Consider the following 17044-nt stretch of genomic DNA (forward strand, 5'->3'; position numbering starts at 1 on the left):
ACGTATCAATTTTTGGTGGCTTCGGTGGCAGCAATTTTTCCTGAAATGATGGAAGGCGGAACTCCCGGCCCCGGAACGGTAAGCTGGCCTGTATAAAATAGGTTTTTTACTTTTTTATTCTTCAGAGAGGGTTTCAATACCGCGGTCTGGGATAAGGTGTTAGCCAGACCATATGCATTTCCCTGATAGGCGTTGTAATCTTCTTTAAAATCCTTTACACAATAGCTTTTTTTATAATCAATTTTCAGTAAAAGATCGGATGCCCCGGTATGTTTTTCAAGCCGAAGGATCATTTCCATAAAATACCTTTCCCGGATTTCTTCCGAATCTTCAATTCCCGGTGCAACCGGCATGAGCAGGAAAACATTTTCGCAGTTTTCAGGCGCCACTGACGAATCTGTTTTTGAAGGACAGCAGGCATAGAACAGTGGTTTGGTAGGCCATTTTTTATCTTTATAGATCTCTTCGGTATGAAGGCCAAGATCATTTTCAAAAAACAAGGTATGGTGCTTCAGATTAGGAATTTTTTCTTTAAATCCTAAATAAAATATAAGGCATGACGGTGCGAATATTCTATTTTCCCAATAGTCATCATCGTAATTCCTCAGCTCCTGAGGAAGAAGACGGGATTCTGTATGATGATAGTCTGAAGAAGCAATGATGGCATCAAAATCGATGGTTTTATCGTTAACGGTTAAGGAAGAAACTTTCTTATCCTGTACATTAATCTTCTCTACATTGGAATTTACATAAAAATGGGTTCCCTGCGTTTCGGCAATGTTTTTCATTGCGTCAATAATTTTAGAGAAGCCGCCCATCGGATACCAGGTCCCTAATTTGTATCCTCCGTAATTCATTAAACTGTATAACGCAGGAATGTCCTTGGGTGCGGCGCCTAAAAAGATTACAGGGAACTCCATTAATACAATCAACTTAGGGTCCTTAAAATATTTTCTTACAAAGCGCTGAAAGTTGGTCAGCAGATCCAGCTTCAGGGCACTTTTTGCAATTTTCGGTGAAAGGAATTCAAACCAGGAGTGGCAGGGCTTATTTACGAAATCCTGCATTCCCACTTCGTATTTGTAGCGGGCATCTTCCATAAATTCGTCTAATTTTTTGCCAGCTCCCGCTTCCGTGTTTTCGAAAAGCGCTTTCATCTCTTCATAATTTTGTGGAATATTCATTGTCCCGTCTGAAAAAACCATTTCAAATTGCGGATCAAGCGGAACAAGCTGGTAAAAATCAGAAGATTTTTTACCGAAGTCCTCAAAGAAAGATTCAATAATATCGGGCATCCAGTACCAGCTCGGCCCCATATCAAAGGTATAGCCGTTATCGGTTTTAAAATGTCTTGCCCTGCCTCCGATATCACTGTTCTTTTCAAACAGGTGTACTTCGTGTCCTTCTTTAGAAGCATAAGCTGCTGCAGACAATCCTGAAAACCCTGATCCTATTATTGCAATTTTCTTTTTCATGATTAGTTTTTAAATGAATATTCTTCGTATACGGTTTTGATGAGGTCTTTACTGTCTATATTTCTGGAGAAAATCGGATAATGAAAACGGTCCAGCTTATTCAGAATTCTGATCAGTTCCATTTTTTCATTATGACTCAGATTTCCGGCTACGATCTCAGTTGCAATTCTGATTTTACCCATATGCTGCTCCAAAGCATTTATTCCCTCCTGGGTAATACTAATCAGCCTATTTCTTCGGTCTGCATCGGATTCGGTCTGTTCGATCCATCCATGCTTCAGGAGCCTTGTAATGATGAGCATACCTACCGGTTTATCGTGGATATTCTTTTTAATAAGCTCCATTTTGGTCATTCTTCCAAATGCCCTAAGGTTAATGAGGTAAATAAAATCTTCCTGGGTAGCAAAATCTGAGTCCGCGATAGCTGATTTAGAATAAGTTCTGGCATATCGGTTAAGATGAACGAGTAAGGTACTGATGGCACTTTCAGGCGTCCGCCCACTTTCTTTACCTTCCCAGTAAGGCTCATTGTTTTTTGCATATTCGTTGGATTCCTTATCGCAGATCCATGCTTTAAAACCTTGAACGGTGTCAGGATAATAGTTATTAGTATTCTCTTCGCCAAACTGTTCCAGTAGATCAATGACCTCTTTAGTAACTTTGTAATTCATGATGAATTTAATGTATAAATAAACTAAACGCAATATATATAGTTTACAAATAAACCTATCAGCATTTTTTATGCCAAAAAAAATTATTAAAAAAATTTAGAATCGGCCTAAAATAGGCATGCTTATTGCAAAATATCTAGCACACCAATTAAAAATTTTAATATGAACAACGAAAAAACAGTATCAACATTAAACGATTTACTGAACATCACGAACGACAGAATTGAAGGATTTTCAAAAGTAGAAGACAAAGTATGGGAAAACCATTCCGGATTGAAAGCAGACTACGACCAAATGGTTTCACAATCGCAGCAGATGAAATCCGATCTGATCAGAATGATTAATGAGCACGGAGGAGATGCAGATAATACGACAAGTACTGCAGGAGCGTTGCACAGAGCATGGATTGATGTAAAAAATGCTTTTTCAGCAGACAAGGAAGAATCTACACTGGAAAATGTGGTTTTCGGAGAAAAAGCAGCAATTGACGCGTATCAGGATGCCTTGGACAGCGGAGATTTAACTCCGGAATGTTCAAGAACAATTTCAGACCATCTGCATCATTTAAAATCTTCTTATGCTAAATTTGAAAATTTAGAAGAAGTAAAATCATAATCTTTTCAATAAAAGATCATAACAAGAGAGCCTCACAAGGCTCTCTTATTTTTTATACTATATTTAAAATAAGTACTCAATTCGCAGATTTAATAAATTGTTATTGCTGTTTTATTCGGTTCCGAATTTCTTTACCCGGATCTTTTTCTCTTTTACTTTAATCACAAATGGCTGTAATGTGAGTATTTTTCCCGCTTCCACATCAGCTTCAGTATCGGTCTGGTCCACATAGGTATTGGCAGGCAATGAGTTCTCATTCAATTCAATTCTGTATTTTCCGGATTCCAAGAAGAAGACAAATTCACCGTTGTCATCCGTTACCATACGCTGCAGAAGCTGGTCGTTTTTATAAATATTAAATACGATACCTGCTGATTTTGGATCAAATTCCATAGCGGTTTTCTCATTATATTCATAACGGATACCGCCTTTAACCGTACCATTCTGATGCAAAGGAATCTGCAATACGTAATTATATCTGTTCAGATCTATTTCCGCTTCATCGTAATACCAGCCTTTCTGAATGATCTGTTTCAAGGCATATTTTCCGAAAGGAAGGGCTTTATAATTCAGGTATCCTTTGCTGTCTGTGCGGAATGATACGGTATTCAGCATCACCAGATATCCTTCTGCCGCCTGATCGCCTTCATCGTACACCCCATTGGTATTATGGTCATAATAAACAAAGGCTGTGACGTTTCCTTTTTTGCCCGGATCCGGATTATTGGTTTTCAGATTCAGGGTAATGCCCGCTTCTACCGTAAGAAGACTATTGTTATTGCTTCGGGAAGAATAATAAAACCAAGAGGTATTTAGATAAACGCTGTACAGCTTGCCGGAATATTTCAGATTGACAAAACCCGAAGGTGATTTTCCGTAAAAAATATCATCGGTATAGGTGGCACCGGAAGCTACCGTAAATCGCTGATTAAAAAAATCTTCATTTACAAATGCTGAAAAGGACAGTTTTTTATACGTGCTGTTTTCATCAAATACTTTGGAAAAAGCATATTCTGAAAGAAAATAGCTTCCATACTGGTAAGTAAGATTAAAATTAAACCATTTGTAATTGTAATTACCCAATACTTTCATCTGGAATCCGGCATTATCACGGTCCGGATACTCTACCCGTCCGGCTTCTAATCCCAATACGGAAGAGTGCTTTGCATTGGGGCTGGACCATGTCATATAATCCGTAATCCGCTGAGCCGTCAATGTTTTTTTCTCTTGATTGAGCGCTGTATTAAAGAAGTTGTTATATGCATTGGATTTTTCATTCTGAAACTGAATCCCAAGCGTACTGCCAACATTTCCTATTTTCGGCAGGCTGATCCCGGTATCCAGCCTGAAGGTATCGGATATCAGATTATTATTAAAAAAATAGAATTTAGGAGAAAAATTGGAGATCAAAAGATTTCCGTAAATACTGTAATTTTTATTGAGATTGGCAGAAATGTTCTGCTGTACCTGAAGCATTCCTCTTCTGTTTCCAGGGTAATAATCAGTACTGTAGAAATAATTTCCGTTCAGATTAATTTTGCGGATATTTCCCGAATACTGGGATTCGAGGGCCAATGAAGGTTTCGTAATATTAATTTCGTCATATACACTTAGTCCCGAATAAACTTTCGCATTCATGTTCCAGTCTTTGCTGAAAACATACTGCATATCGGTTCCTACTAAGTTGTGACGGGCTTTTTCATACGGATCGTTTCTGAAAACATAGGTTGCTGAAAAACTTTTAGTCTCGTCTTTGATCATGCTTCCTTTTGCATAGAAACCATATCCATACTCTAAAAAAGGATGCCGCTCTACCAAACTGAAGGTCTGATCTACAAAACCAACTTCCAGCTTTTTATCCCTGGCAGAAGAATTCCAGGCATACTCCGCTCCCCTTCCAAACATCGACAGCTCCATCATTTTACTGATGTTCCCGACTGTGTATTCATTATTGGTATTGCGGTAAGTAACATAAGTGTTCGTTATTACCGGCTCACTCTGGCCATTCAGGGTATAAATATTCCCTCTGATAAAGACGTACCCGGACGGCAGGTTGAAACTTCCGGCCCCTCTGAGCTGGTACATATTGAGGTTCTCACCTACTCTTCTGTAAGATGCCGTGATGCTGTTCTTTTTATAATCCGAAATAACCGCATTCTGAGGATCCTGATACCGTTGGGAAGAAGCAACATTCTGAACCGATACCGAAGCATTACCGAATATTTCCTTTTCAGGATCTTTAAACCCGGCAATACTTACACTGAATTGAGAGGTTTTTGCCAGAGGTCCTGATGGCATAAACCTGAAAATAAATACCGAATCCTTCTGTACGGAAACACTTCCTTTTTTTTCGACAAAAATATTTTCCTGAGTGATTTCGGGTATTTTAAATACTACCGTCACATTCTGCTTGGTATTACCCAAATTGGAAACCCGGGCCCTTACTTCTACCGAATCCCTTATATTATTGATATACTGTACAGGATTTTCTGCAATGATTCTTAATGAAATATTTTCCGCGACTTTAAAAGCAGCAGACTTCTCCGAAACTATATTGTTCTGAAGGTCGGTAAGGCTAAATGCAACTGCTTTTTCTCCTGCAACCGCATTGTTACTGACAATTATTTTTACCGGTAAAAACACCGTTTCCCCTGCATCAAGCTCAGCTATAATTCCGTTAGGAACCGCTACCCTCGTACCTTCCGGCGTGTGGATATTGATTTTTCCTTTAAATGGTCTTTGCTCTGTATTTTTCAGAACCACTGTAAAATCCATAATATGCTGCCCTTCGGTACCGGATTCACTTTTGATTTCCATATCGATAGCCGGGATATGCTGTGCGGAAACCGTAATAAAAGTAAGCAGTATCAAAAAAACAAATGTTATTTTTCTGAGATGGACGTGAAACATTAGGTATTTTACTGTGGGGTTATCTCAAATTGTAAGGTTGTGGAATAATCTGCTGATTTTGCGTTGATGAACCGTTGATCGTTGGCATTGGTTGAATAGTTCATGTCGTAATATACATTGGATCCCTGCGTATAGGATCCTTTGGCAACAAGCTGCTGCCAGGAAGCCAAAGAAATGGGATATACCGTTGCATTATTCCCATTTACAGGAGCCAGCGCAAATCGTACCGCATCCAAAGGAAGTGTATTTCCGGCAGCCGAACTAAAGTTGTTCTGCAGAGACCTGATTTTGATCTGGTAATTGGTGTTGCTGCGTACGGTAAGAGCACTTGAGTAAGAAACACTTACCCCGTTGGTGTAGTCGTTTCTGCTTTTAAACTCCAGCAGTCCGTTCATGGCATTTGCCGAAAATTTCAGCGACATTTCCGGGCTGTCGGGTGGAGTTCCTGATAGAGTACCGATCTGGAACTGGTACACATGATCTGCTCTCCCAATCACATTATTGTACCTGTCATAAGCCGTAAACTGCATGGGTGCTACAAAAGTTGACCATGCCGGATAGTTGCCAAGGTAGGCTCCACCAGCAAGGGTTAAACTATATTTGAGCTGAAGGTTGTAGTAATATCCGAAAAACAAAAACGGAAAATTGTACAAGGCCGCATTAGACTGTGGCACCAGGAATATTTCCTGTCCTTCCTGCATAATCACATTGAGTGGCATGCCGATTTGTGAGATCGTCGGTACACCGTTCGGGTATGAATTTCCGGAAGAAGATACCGGGCTGAAGGAAATCTTGTTGGCAGGCAGTGTATAATTACCATCTGTGGAAGTTACCGGCTGCTTCAACCTTACGGACAATCTCCAGTACGGAACATTCAGATAGCCGTTGCCCGAAAAACTTGCCGTATAGGCGTCCGGAATGGTATTGCCTCCATAAGAGCTCACCGACATATAGCCGTTGATCCAGGAACTGTAGGAGACCTGGGCCATGCTGTGCATACAGCACAGCAGCAATACGATTACCGAAAACTTTTTGTTGTTACTCATACGTGAAGTTTAATTCTCCTAATTCGAGATTATCCCGGTCACCGTAATCTATAATCACTGAAGCGGTATATTTTCCTTTTTCCAGACCGGTAGGAAGCGGAATGCTCATTTCTCTTTTGTTTCCAGGCATGGTATAAAAAACAATTGTTTCCAGCGTTGTTTTTTTACCGTTTTGGGTATTGACAAGATCTGTAGATATCTTGCCGTCTGCCCATACATCTCCGAGATTATCAAAGGTAAGATCAAGAGTTTCCTTCGATTTATCATAGGATAAATTCTGTATTTCCAGTTTTTTGTTTTTCGCTGCCGGAAGTTTATGAAATATCTTTATGCCCGAACGGATGCTTACTTTAATGTTGGCTCCTTTGCTGTCCACATCATCCACAGGATTCATCTGGCTTACATACAGAACTGCCGTATGGGTGAAAAGCTTGTCTGATAATGTTCCGGGAACGGTAAGAGTAACATCGATGTCTTTTTTCTGCCCCGGTGCAAGGGTAAAATAGTTATCTTCCTTTTTTACGGAAATCCAGCCGGCACAAGATGAAGGTAAGGTATTGGCTGCAGCCATAATGTTCTCTCCTCTTTCGTTATACTCCCAGTCACCGAGACTTACGGCAAGATCCAGAGAATTCTTGGAGCTTACATTGGTTACCGTAACTTTCTGGGTACTGCTGTTTGCAAGACCGGACTCAAAATAAAGCCTCGGCGGAGAAACGGATACTCCGGTTTGAGCGGATAGATGGCAAAAAAAACATACAAGTGAGTAAAGAGCGATAAAACAGAGTCTTTTCATTACTAAGATTTGATACTAAAATACATAAAAAGTGCTACAATATATGTTGTAACACCTTATATATTTTAATATTTCAGTAAGTTTTTCTTCAAATTATTGGGAAATAATAGTATAGGTAAGTTCAGTGGTATATACTGATGGATCCTGACCTGCTACATAATTATCAAGATAAGCATTAGCTCCTGCTCCTTTGTAATCGATACTGATTTTTTTATCTACACCCCCTACTGAAGATGTTACCAATGTTGTTTCTGTTGCTGAAAGCGGTGCAATGGCAGCATACTGCGCTCCGTTTACCGGATCTGTTCCTGCATTGGCTTTAACCTGTACGGTATTTACCTGGATGGTTTTATTACCATTCTGTAAAGCAGCATTTGCAGTTTTTACTTTTACCTGGAATCCTCCGGTGCTGTATATGGTTAAGTGGTCTATATTAGAAGAAGTAACTCCGTTTGCATAATCATCTCTTGTTGTGTAATCCAGATTAACGGTTTTCTGTGCTGTGTTCACGATAAGGGTCTGGATCGGCTTTAATCTTACGTTTAAAGTAACAGTCTGTGCGCTTACTGTAGCAAACCCAACTAGGGATAATGCAGTAAAGATGAATTTTTTCATGATGGGGAATGATGTTTATTATTAGTTGATTAATTTCTGTTGCAAAGGTAAATACATCATGAGAAAGCCCATTTGTAAAAAAATGCGCAAAACTTGCAAATATGGTTTTGAAAAAAATAATGAAAATTTTATTGCATTTGAGAAAAAAAAGCAAAAAGTAGAATTACATAATTAATAAAAATTACAAATTTCACAATTATATTAATTTTATATTAACAATAAATTAATCTTATATACTCTTTTAACTAATCAAAAACGCTTTTTTTTATATTTAAAGCATAATTATTAGTCCGTTTTTTACCATAAAAATTTACTGAGAAATTAGAGTTAAAACTAAATCGGCAGATTTTAGGGATGTGTCTGTAAGGATTTCCCTGCTGAGATTTTTTATATTATAATCAATTGCAAAATCTTTATGTACTGCTCCTTTATTGCTGTTAATAATATTTCTATTACCGGATGCATCGACCTTATGATATAAACTCACCTCAAAACCTGTTGTGCTGGATACCGTAATATACTTCCGGTCCGTTGTTTCCGCAGACGCACGGCCCGCTTCACTACTACCCCCGACAGAAAGAATCTGTACGGGATGCAGCCGCATCCTGAGATAAACACCATCGATTTGTCCTGAAAGCTCTAAAAAAGCAAAAAACAAAATACCTAATAAAAAAAATTTGCCCCCCATAGCAATTAATTTTTTCACCGATCAGTTACTTAGGTAAATGTACAATATTTTTTCTAAACTATTTCATCTCTGAAGGATTTTTTCCGGTATGTTTTTTAACAAAATTGCTGAAGTTTCCTTCATCGCTGAAACCCAGGTCATAGGAAATTTCCGAAATGGTATAGCTGGTAAAAGCAAGTGTTTTTTTGAATTCGCTGATCACTTTTTCGATAATAATGCTTTTTGCTGTTTTTCCCAAAACATACTCGGTCATCTCAGTAAGTTTTCTGGAAGTAATGTTAAGCTCGCTTGCGTAATGAGCCACTTTCTTCTCTTTTTTGTAATCCCTTTGAAGAAGAATCTTGAACCGGTTTACATAATGAAGATAATCGAATTTAATGTCTTTTTTAATTTCTTCATTGGGAATATAGAGAAAAGCATCAAGAATCAGTCTTTCGACAGCGTTATGGGCTGCAGATACGTACAGGTTTTCATCTTTAATACGAAAAGCCTCCAGACGTTCCATGAAAATAACGCGCATCTGCTCAATATTTGAAAACGGAGCAACGAAAAAATCGGTATGGTAATTAAAAAACAGCTGTGAATGAAGAAAAAGGCTGTCTTTTGAAGATCTTTCGTAAAAGCTTGCAGAAAAAGAAATACACAAGATATTCGATCCGCCGGTCTTGCTGAAAACAATATGTTTCTGAGGTCCTAAAAAAGCAATCTGGCCTGATGTGACGGAGTAAGGCATATTTTCTACCTCAATGTCCATGTCCTCCATAAATATGTAAATGCAGTAGTACTCCAAGGTACTGAATTGTCTACTGAAATTGTTTCTTTTAATAAAGTGATCCATACGATTCAAACTGAATCCTATATTTTCTAATTCATCTGTTATGATATACATACTGCAACGACCGTAAAATTTTCACATAAATATTCTATAAGCATCAAATATTTAATCAGGAAACATTGATTACCTATTATTTTTTCTAATTATATTAAAAGCAGTGAAACATTTATAGTACAAAATTATGCTATACACGGGAGCAAAAAAAATCATAATTTCGTAAAATTAATCAAGATGTTTATCTATAGATATATCAGATAAACAACCTGTTCTTTAAATCATTGGAAATCAAAAATCTATTAATACTATCCGTTCTGAAAACGGTATATTAATTTTTTTTAAATTATTGCTACATCCCCTACTTTGCATTACTTCTATGCAATTAAACGGCCATTCTCAATTATTTTTTCTAGGATTGATATTGAATTTTAACAATTACATTATGAATTGTTAAGTACATAATATGTGAAGTAATATTTTTTATCAAAATTTGGAATTTTTTTAAAACTTCATAATTGATTCCAGCCTTTCTTATTCCATGAAATAATTAAATTCTTTCCGATACTGTGACGGGCTTTTTTTAACGTATTCCTTAAAGGTCTTATTGAAATAGCTGAAATTATTAAAGCCCGACTCAAAACAGACTTCGGTAATGCTTAAAGGCTGTTCAGCCAAAAGTTTCAGCGAATGGGTAATGCGGTATTCATTGACAAAGTGGGTAAAAGTTTTATTGGTGATTTTTTTAAAATACCGGCAGAAAGAAGGCACTTTCATATTGGCCAGATCTGCAACTTCCTCTAAAGTGATCTGTTCCCGAAAATGGTCTTTTACATAATTAAAGATAATGTTAATCCTTTCATTATCCTCCACCTGAGTCTGAAGATAATATTTTCCGGCATTCAGGATTCTGTAGTCCTGCGTAGTGGCTAGCTCTTCGAGGATCTCCAATACACACATCAGTCTTCTGAATGATACGGCATCATGCATTTCCACAATTTTTTCGCCGATTTCTTTTTTTACTTTCTCTCCGAATACGATGCCAGCCTTGGACTTTTCCAAAAGGCTTGAGATCTTCTGCATTTCCGGAGTTTCCCACAAGGGTTCACCCAAAAAGTCCGGTTTGAACTGAAGAACCATCTCGTAATCGTTGTTTGTATTTTCATTGGTCATCCCGCAATGCGGAAGATTGCTGCCGATCAGCACGAGATCACCATCGGAAAAGTAGGAAATATTACTCCCGATCTGTCTTTTCCCTGAACCTTTGCATACGAAAATAAGCTCAATTTCAGGGTGATAATGCCAGACATGAGATTTTAAATTCTCATTTCTTTGAAATTTTAAACTTGTGAAGCTGCTGCCTATATTAGGCTTCACTGCTTCAAATGCCGGATTAGAATGTTTCATATATTAACTATTACCTATGCAAAATTAACAATTAATATTTGATTAACATTAACCCCATGTTAAAATAGCACATAAATTTGAAAATTGTATTGTAGAATATGAACAATAAGCGATGTAGATTTGCCATATCAATTAACAGAAACAAAAACTTATCATTATGACAACATTATTAAAATCAGGTTTCCTTGCAGGTTGTTTATTAATCTCCGCAAGTTTGATGAGTAAAGATAAAGACTTTTCTATTTCGGTAGGAAATGTAACCGCAAAAACGGTAAACTTCGAAGTTGCCAATGCAAAAAATGTTTCTCTCTTTGTATATAATGATGTTGATGGTGAATTGTTTTCTGAGAAGCTTGATGCAGCAAACCCTGTTACGAAGTCTTACAATCTTCAGGACCTGGCAGCCGGAACCTACTACCTGGTAGCCGAATCGGAAACGAAAGTAGAAAAGTACAGAATAAGCATCAACAGCCAGAATGTAATGGAAGTTGATAAAACACCGGTAAGCTCGGTAAACAAACCGGAATATACCATTACCGGAAATATGGTGAAGCTTCACATGGCGGATGTAAAAAATCCTGTAAATATTTCAGTATACGATTTTGCCAACAATATGTTTTACAACGCTAATAAAAAAGCAGAAGACGGCGAAGTAAACCTTACGTTTGATCTAGATCCGAAAACTGCATCCAACTACATTATCCGTGTTGAGGAAAACGGGAATGTATTCAATAAAATCGTTCCTCTTAGATAAAGAATATATTTTCATATATATACTATTTTTATATAGACCTTCCGGGTAATACCGGATAAAGTTTTACGTACAGTTATTTTTTTGAGGCATTTCTTTTTTGTAATCACGGAAAAAGAGGTGCCTCATTTTTTTTGTTTACATTCAGAATTCAAGATTCGGGATTCAAAATTCAAAGTTTAAGATTCAGGGTTTAAAGTTTGGCTTTAGATATTCCAAGTTACCTTATTTTTGCTGATTAGTTTAAATCCAAATACCAACAAGTCTTCCGGAGCTAATATTTTATTATTTACTAAGCTTCTTTTTTAAAACCAAAAATACTTTACTCCTCACATTGAGTTCATTACTTCAGAAAGTATTTTTAGCTAAACCCAAAAAAAGCACCGTCAGTCGACGATGCTTTATCATTTATTTTCTGTTTCAGATGTTATTTATCCTTTTGCCTTTTCATCGGTAAAGAACATGAAGCCTTCTTTCGGACGGATAAGCTGCAACGGATAAAGTTGGGGATTGTATTCTCCGTTCAACACTTCATTCAGTGCGTGCTTTTTCGATTCTCCGAATGCGACTACCAGGATATGTTCGGCCTTGTTGATAATTGGCGCCGTCAGGGTAATCCTGAACATTTCCTGAGGCTTCAGGTAATAGGCATCCACCCATTTATCTTTTTCTTCCAGCACCTTCTCACCCGGGAATAAAGACGCTGTGTGACCGTCGTCCCCCATTCCCAACAGGATGAAATCAAAGATTCCTTCTTCGCCAAGAACCGTCCTGATCTGGTTTTCATATTCTTTGGCATAATCTTCCGGCTCAATCCCGTCTTTATACATGGGAAAAATCTGGTCTCCATTTACAGGAACCCGGTGCAAAAGTGTTTCGAAAGTCATCCGGGCGTTGCTTTTTTCATCCTCCAAAGGAACCCAACGTTCATCCACCCAGAAAAAATAGACTTTGTTCCACTCTACTTTCTGCGAATATTCTTCTGTAGCCAACAGGCTGAAAATCGCTTTCGGGGAAGATCCTCCGCTTAATGCCACAGCAAAACGGTCTTTGGAAGCAATTGACTTTTCAGCAAGCTCAACAAAAGTGTCCGCCGCTTTTTTATATAAGGTATCTAAATCATCAAATACGGTAATCTCCATTTCTTTTTTGTTTAAATCATTATTTACACCCAGGTATGACCCTGTCTTTCAACTAAGGTAAAGCTGTCTTTCGGGCCCCAGGTTCCGGCCTCATAATTCGGAAAAAATACATCTTTATTATTTTCCCAGGCTTCCTGTATGGTTTTTACCACATCCCAGGCTTCTTCCACCTGATCGGAACGCATAAACAGCGTCAGGTCGCCCATCAGCGCATCCAGCAATAGCGTTTCATAAGCTTCCGGGGTATCTTCCTGGCAGGCAAAATTATCAAAGATCATTTCCACCGGCTTCAACACCAGGGAAAGTCCCGGTTTTTTGGTCATAAACTGCAGCCTGATATCCATCAACGGCTGAATATTGATGATCAGACGGTTGGCAGAAAGCAGCTGCTCGCTGTCTGAGAACGTAGAATGCGGAAGCGGCTTAAACTGGATGGTAATATAGGAATGTTTTTCCTTCATCTTTTTCCCGGTGCGTACGTAGAAAGGAACGCCCTGCCATCTTTCGTTATCCAGGTAGAATTTTACGGCTGCGAAAGTTTCCGTATTGGAATTTGGCGCAATGCCGTCTTCCTGCCGGTATCCTTTCACATCCACACCGTTCACGGTACCTTTTCCGTACTGGCCTCTTACCGCATAATGGTCTACTTTATCCGGAGTAATCCTGCGGATGGATTTCAGAACATCTACCTTGCGGTCCCTGATCTCCCCCGCTTCCAGTGAAACCGGCGGCTCCATCGCCACCATACAGAGGATCTGAAGAAGGTGATTCTGGATCATATCCCTTAAAGCACCCGTCTGCTCGTAAAAGCTGCCTCTGGTTTCCACACCTACTTCTTCGGCAACAGTAATCTGTATCGATTCGATGTGTTTGTAATCCCATAAAGGTTCGAAAATAGAATTTCCGAACCGGAACGCTAAAATATTCTGTACCGTTTCTTTTCCCAGGTAATGGTCGATACGATAGATCTGCTCTTCTTCAAAAGTCTCTGCCAGAAGGCTGTTCAGCTCGATTGCCGACTGCTTGTCGTGGCCAAAAGGCTTTTCGATGATGATCCTGTCCTTTTTAGGATCCGAAGCCAGGGATGAGTTTTTGATATGGTTGGAAATCGTGGCCACGAAATTCGGACCGATCGACAGGTAAAAAAGGCGGTTTCCTCTCATTCCGTATATTTCATCTAGGCTGTTAAGCTTTTTCTGAAGGTTCTCGTAAGAACTTTCCTGATCCAGCTGGTGCTGGAAATAGGAAATGTGTGCCTGGAAGCCCGCCCAGTCTTCTGAAGTTACTTTTTTTCTTGAAAAGATTTCCAGGTTTTCCTTGATGTAGCTTTTAAAATTTTCATCGGTATTTTCAGATCTTCCTAAGGCTACGATATTGAAGCCTTTGGGCATTCTTCCGTCGATGTATAAATTATAAAACGCAGGAAAAAGTTTTCTTTTTGCAAGGTCTCCTGTAGCACCGAAAATAATAATGGTGGTTGGCTGCAAGATTTTATTATCGTTCATTTTTTTACCTGAATATTAATTGTTTACACTTCCCCATGAAGTATGGAAAATACCTTCCCGGTCGATTCTCTGATACGTATGCGCTCCGAAATAATCACGTTGTGCCTGGATCAGGTTTACCGGAAGAGATGCTGTAGTATAGGCATCAAAATAGCCTAAAGCAGTCTGGATCCCCAAGCTTGAGATCCCATTAGAAACTGCATAAGATGCTGTATTTCGTAAAGCTTTGATCTTTGATTTTACAATTTGGGAAATTTCTTCATCCAGCAGGATGTTAGACAGACCGTCATTCTTGGTATAAGCCGAATAGAATTTTTCCAGCAGTACGGAACGGATAATACAGCCGCCTCTCCAGATTTTCACAACATCTTTTAAAGGGATATCGAAATGGTATTCTTCAGAAGCTTTTACCAATAAAGCAAGCCCTTGCGCATAGCTGATCAGGGTAGCCAGATATAAGGCATCGCCGACTTCTTTGATGAACAGTTCATTATTTTCCGGAACAGAAATTTCCTTTTCCGTGTAGAGTTCGGAAGCTTTGATCCTTTCGTCTTTGTAAGCCGATAAAATTCTTGAAGTAACGGCAATATCGATGGTCGGGATTGAAACGCCAATCTCCATCGCCTGCTCGGAAGTCCATTTTCCGGTTCCTTTCGCTCCTGCTTTATCCAGGATATGATCTACTAAATAGCCCTCTGCCAAATCATCTTTCTGTTGGAAAATATCTCTTGTGATTTCGATCAGGAAAGAATTCATTTCGCCGTTGTTCCACTCTCTGAACACTTCGTAAAGCTGGTCGTTATTCAGTCCGGCTCCTTTTCTAAGGAGGTCATATGCCTCACTGATCAGCTGCATGATGGCATATTCGATTCCGTTATGAACCATTTTTACATAATTTCCGGCAGAGCTTTTACCCATGTAGGCCGTACATGCTTCACCGTCTACTTTAGCAGCAATCGATTCCAGCATCGGCTGGATTAGCGTAAAGGCTTCCAGATCGCCGCCCGGCATAATGCTTGGGCCTTTTCGCGCTCCTTTTTCGCCTCCTGATACGCCCATTCCCATAAAATGAAGATTTTTGGATGCCAAGTCGGCGATTCGTCTTTCGGTATCTCTGAAATATGAGTTTCCTGCATCGATTACGATATCACCTTCGCTCAGAAACGGCGTGATATTTTCCAGCACGGCATCTACAGGCTTTCCTGCGGGAACCATTAAAATAATTTTTCTAGGGGTTTCCAGTGCGGCTGCGAAATCTTCTAAAGAACCGATTCCTTTAATGTGCATTTCCGGAGTGGCTCCTTCATGCAGTTCGCGCACTTTTTCAGCATCCAGATCAAATCCTGCGATCGAAAAACCTTTCTCTGCAATGTTGTAAAGAAGGTTCCTTCCCATCACACCGAGCCCGATCATCCCGTAAATATATCTTTCCATTTTATCGTTATTAATATGAATTCTATTATACGGAGTATAAAATTACGCAAATGCTGTTTAGTAAAAAAATAAAATGGATTAAAAATTATTCACCTTTTGCGTTTTGCGCTCATTTACAGAATAATACATTATTCTCATTTAACAGCCTTATCATATTTTAAAAGCGGAAAAACACCCATTTCCGGAATGCTTTTTCAGAGCCGAATTTAATCTTTAGGTGATTAGCCTCATAAAAAAGGAACCCAATTTTTCAGTAGCTTACTATTGTTGTTATCATATTTAAATAAATTGGTTACGGATAAAGAATTATTCTGAACAACTAAATAAAATATGCTTTTATTTATATTGAATGCATTCTACTAATTTAACCGAAAGCAAAACTGGTCTGCCTGAAGAGTTGCAAAATTTTATTAACTTGTTTTTATCAACTGACGAGAAGAATGATATTTATACTATCGCAGATGTTGATGTAAACCTAATTGTAAAATAAAAGATCTGATTTAATAATAGAGAATGAAGAGAAAACTTACGCCTGCATACTATCAAAACCCTGATGTTGAATTTATGGCTAAAGACCTGTTGGGTAAGATTCTGTACACTAACAAAAACGGAGAGCTTACTGCGGGAATCATTACCGAGACAGAAGCCTATTTCGGGATTGATGACAAAGCTTCACATGCCTACGGAAACCGCCGTACTGCCAGGACGGAAATTATGTACGGACCCGGAGGTTCTGCCTATGTCTATCTCTGCTACGGAATTCATTATCTGCTGAATATCGTGGTTTCGGGCAGTGATGATCCCAAATGTGTCTTAATAAGAGCCGTAGAACCTTTTTCAGGAAGTGAGATGATAGAACAAAGACGGAAAATGTCTGTACAGAAAACCGCCGTTTCTTCAGGCCCGGGTTCGCTTTCAAAAGCACTGGGAATCGACAGTTCCTTCAACAGAAAAGAATTATCCGGGGACGAAATCTGGATCGAAGACATCGGTAACCGGTATGCTCCGGACGAAATTGCCGCCGTTCCCCGAATTGGAGTTGATTATGCCAAAGAACATGCACTGCTGCCACTGCGGTTTTATATCAAGAACAACAAATTCGTCAGTAAAAAGGTGAAATTCCTCTAAGGCTTATTTAAATTTTAAGCGGCAGAGCCATT

15 protein-coding genes are annotated in these 17044 nt (G+C 38.8%); 3 read left to right on the plus strand and 12 right to left on the minus strand.

Annotated features, from left to right (window positions below; translation table 11 throughout):
• Positions 1 to 5 precede the first annotated feature (5 nt).
• Positions 6 to 1475, minus strand: a complete 1470-nt coding sequence (locus QE422_RS13460; protein WP_307459266.1) for an NAD(P)/FAD-dependent oxidoreductase — start codon at positions 1473 to 1475, stop codon at positions 6 to 8.
• 2 nt (positions 1476 to 1477) lie between these two features.
• Positions 1478 to 2146 (minus strand): MarR family winged helix-turn-helix transcriptional regulator, encoded by a 669-nt coding sequence (locus tag QE422_RS13465; RefSeq protein ID WP_307459269.1) that lies wholly within the window; start codon positions 2144 to 2146, stop codon positions 1478 to 1480.
• Between the two features lie 162 nt (positions 2147 to 2308).
• Here QE422_RS13465 and QE422_RS13470 point away from each other — a divergent pair, with 162 nt between their 5' ends.
• Positions 2309 to 2761 (plus strand): PA2169 family four-helix-bundle protein, encoded by a 453-nt coding sequence (locus QE422_RS13470; RefSeq protein WP_307459272.1) that lies wholly within the window; start codon positions 2309 to 2311, stop codon positions 2759 to 2761.
• 111 nt (positions 2762 to 2872) lie between these two features.
• Here QE422_RS13470 and QE422_RS13475 read toward each other — a convergent pair whose 3' ends face one another.
• The 7 genes from QE422_RS13475 to QE422_RS13505 form a co-directional block, all read right to left on the minus strand.
• The gene (locus QE422_RS13475) at positions 2873 to 5632 is read right to left on the minus strand and encodes a hypothetical protein (protein ID WP_307459276.1); all 2760 of its coding nucleotides are present in this window, start codon (positions 5630 to 5632) and stop codon (positions 2873 to 2875) included.
• A 47-nt stretch (positions 5633 to 5679) separates the two neighbouring features.
• A complete protein-coding gene (locus tag QE422_RS13480) occupies positions 5680 to 6717 on the minus strand; it encodes a hypothetical protein (RefSeq protein ID WP_307459279.1) in 1038 nt (345 codons plus the stop codon).
• On the minus strand, positions 6710 to 7513 hold the full coding sequence (locus QE422_RS13485) for a molecular chaperone (RefSeq protein ID WP_307459282.1): 804 nt from the start codon (positions 7511 to 7513) through the stop codon (positions 6710 to 6712). The genes QE422_RS13480 and QE422_RS13485 overlap by 8 nt, the downstream gene beginning before the upstream one ends.
• 93 nt (positions 7514 to 7606) lie before the next feature.
• Positions 7607 to 8128, minus strand: a complete 522-nt coding sequence (locus tag QE422_RS13490; RefSeq protein WP_307459285.1) for a hypothetical protein — start codon at positions 8126 to 8128, stop codon at positions 7607 to 7609.
• 310 nt (positions 8129 to 8438) lie between these two features.
• A complete protein-coding gene (locus QE422_RS13495; RefSeq protein ID WP_307459287.1) occupies positions 8439 to 8834 on the minus strand; it encodes a hypothetical protein in 396 nt (131 codons plus the stop codon).
• 40 nt (positions 8835 to 8874) lie between these two features.
• Positions 8875 to 9579, minus strand: a complete 705-nt coding sequence (locus tag QE422_RS13500) for an AraC family transcriptional regulator (protein WP_307459290.1) — start codon at positions 9577 to 9579, stop codon at positions 8875 to 8877.
• Positions 9580 to 10179: 600 nt separating this feature from the next.
• Positions 10180 to 11052 (minus strand): AraC family transcriptional regulator, encoded by an 873-nt coding sequence (locus QE422_RS13505; protein ID WP_307459293.1) that lies wholly within the window; start codon positions 11050 to 11052, stop codon positions 10180 to 10182.
• Between the two features lie 157 nt (positions 11053 to 11209).
• On the opposite strand from QE422_RS13505, the gene QE422_RS13510 reads away from it, so the two are divergent.
• Entirely contained in the window at positions 11210 to 11806 is a 597-nt protein-coding gene (locus tag QE422_RS13510; protein WP_307459296.1) for a hypothetical protein, read from the plus strand.
• Positions 11807 to 12234: 428 nt separating this feature from the next.
• Here the strand turns inward: QE422_RS13510 and pgl are convergent, their stop codons facing one another.
• Genes pgl through gndA form a run of 3 tightly spaced genes read right to left on the minus strand, consistent with a single transcriptional unit; the run spans position 12235 to position 15884 of the window.
• Positions 12235 to 12945, minus strand: a complete 711-nt coding sequence (pgl, locus tag QE422_RS13515) for a 6-phosphogluconolactonase (RefSeq protein ID WP_307459298.1) — start codon at positions 12943 to 12945, stop codon at positions 12235 to 12237.
• 23 nt (positions 12946 to 12968) lie between these two features.
• Positions 12969 to 14450: a glucose-6-phosphate dehydrogenase gene (zwf, locus tag QE422_RS13520; RefSeq protein ID WP_307459302.1), complete on the minus strand. Its 1482-nt coding sequence runs from the start codon at positions 14448 to 14450 to the stop codon at positions 12969 to 12971.
• Positions 14451 to 14465: 15 nt separating this feature from the next.
• On the minus strand, positions 14466 to 15884 hold the full coding sequence (gndA, locus tag QE422_RS13525; RefSeq protein ID WP_307459304.1) for an NADP-dependent phosphogluconate dehydrogenase: 1419 nt from the start codon (positions 15882 to 15884) through the stop codon (positions 14466 to 14468).
• Between the two features lie 513 nt (positions 15885 to 16397).
• On the opposite strand from gndA, the gene QE422_RS13530 reads away from it, so the two are divergent.
• A complete protein-coding gene (locus QE422_RS13530; protein WP_307459306.1) occupies positions 16398 to 17012 on the plus strand; it encodes a DNA-3-methyladenine glycosylase in 615 nt (204 codons plus the stop codon).
• Positions 17013 to 17044 lie beyond the last annotated feature (32 nt).

This window comes from Chryseobacterium sp. SORGH_AS_0447 (genome assembly GCF_030818695.1).
In the GTDB taxonomy this organism is placed as follows: Bacteria; Bacteroidota; Bacteroidia; order Flavobacteriales; family Weeksellaceae; genus Chryseobacterium.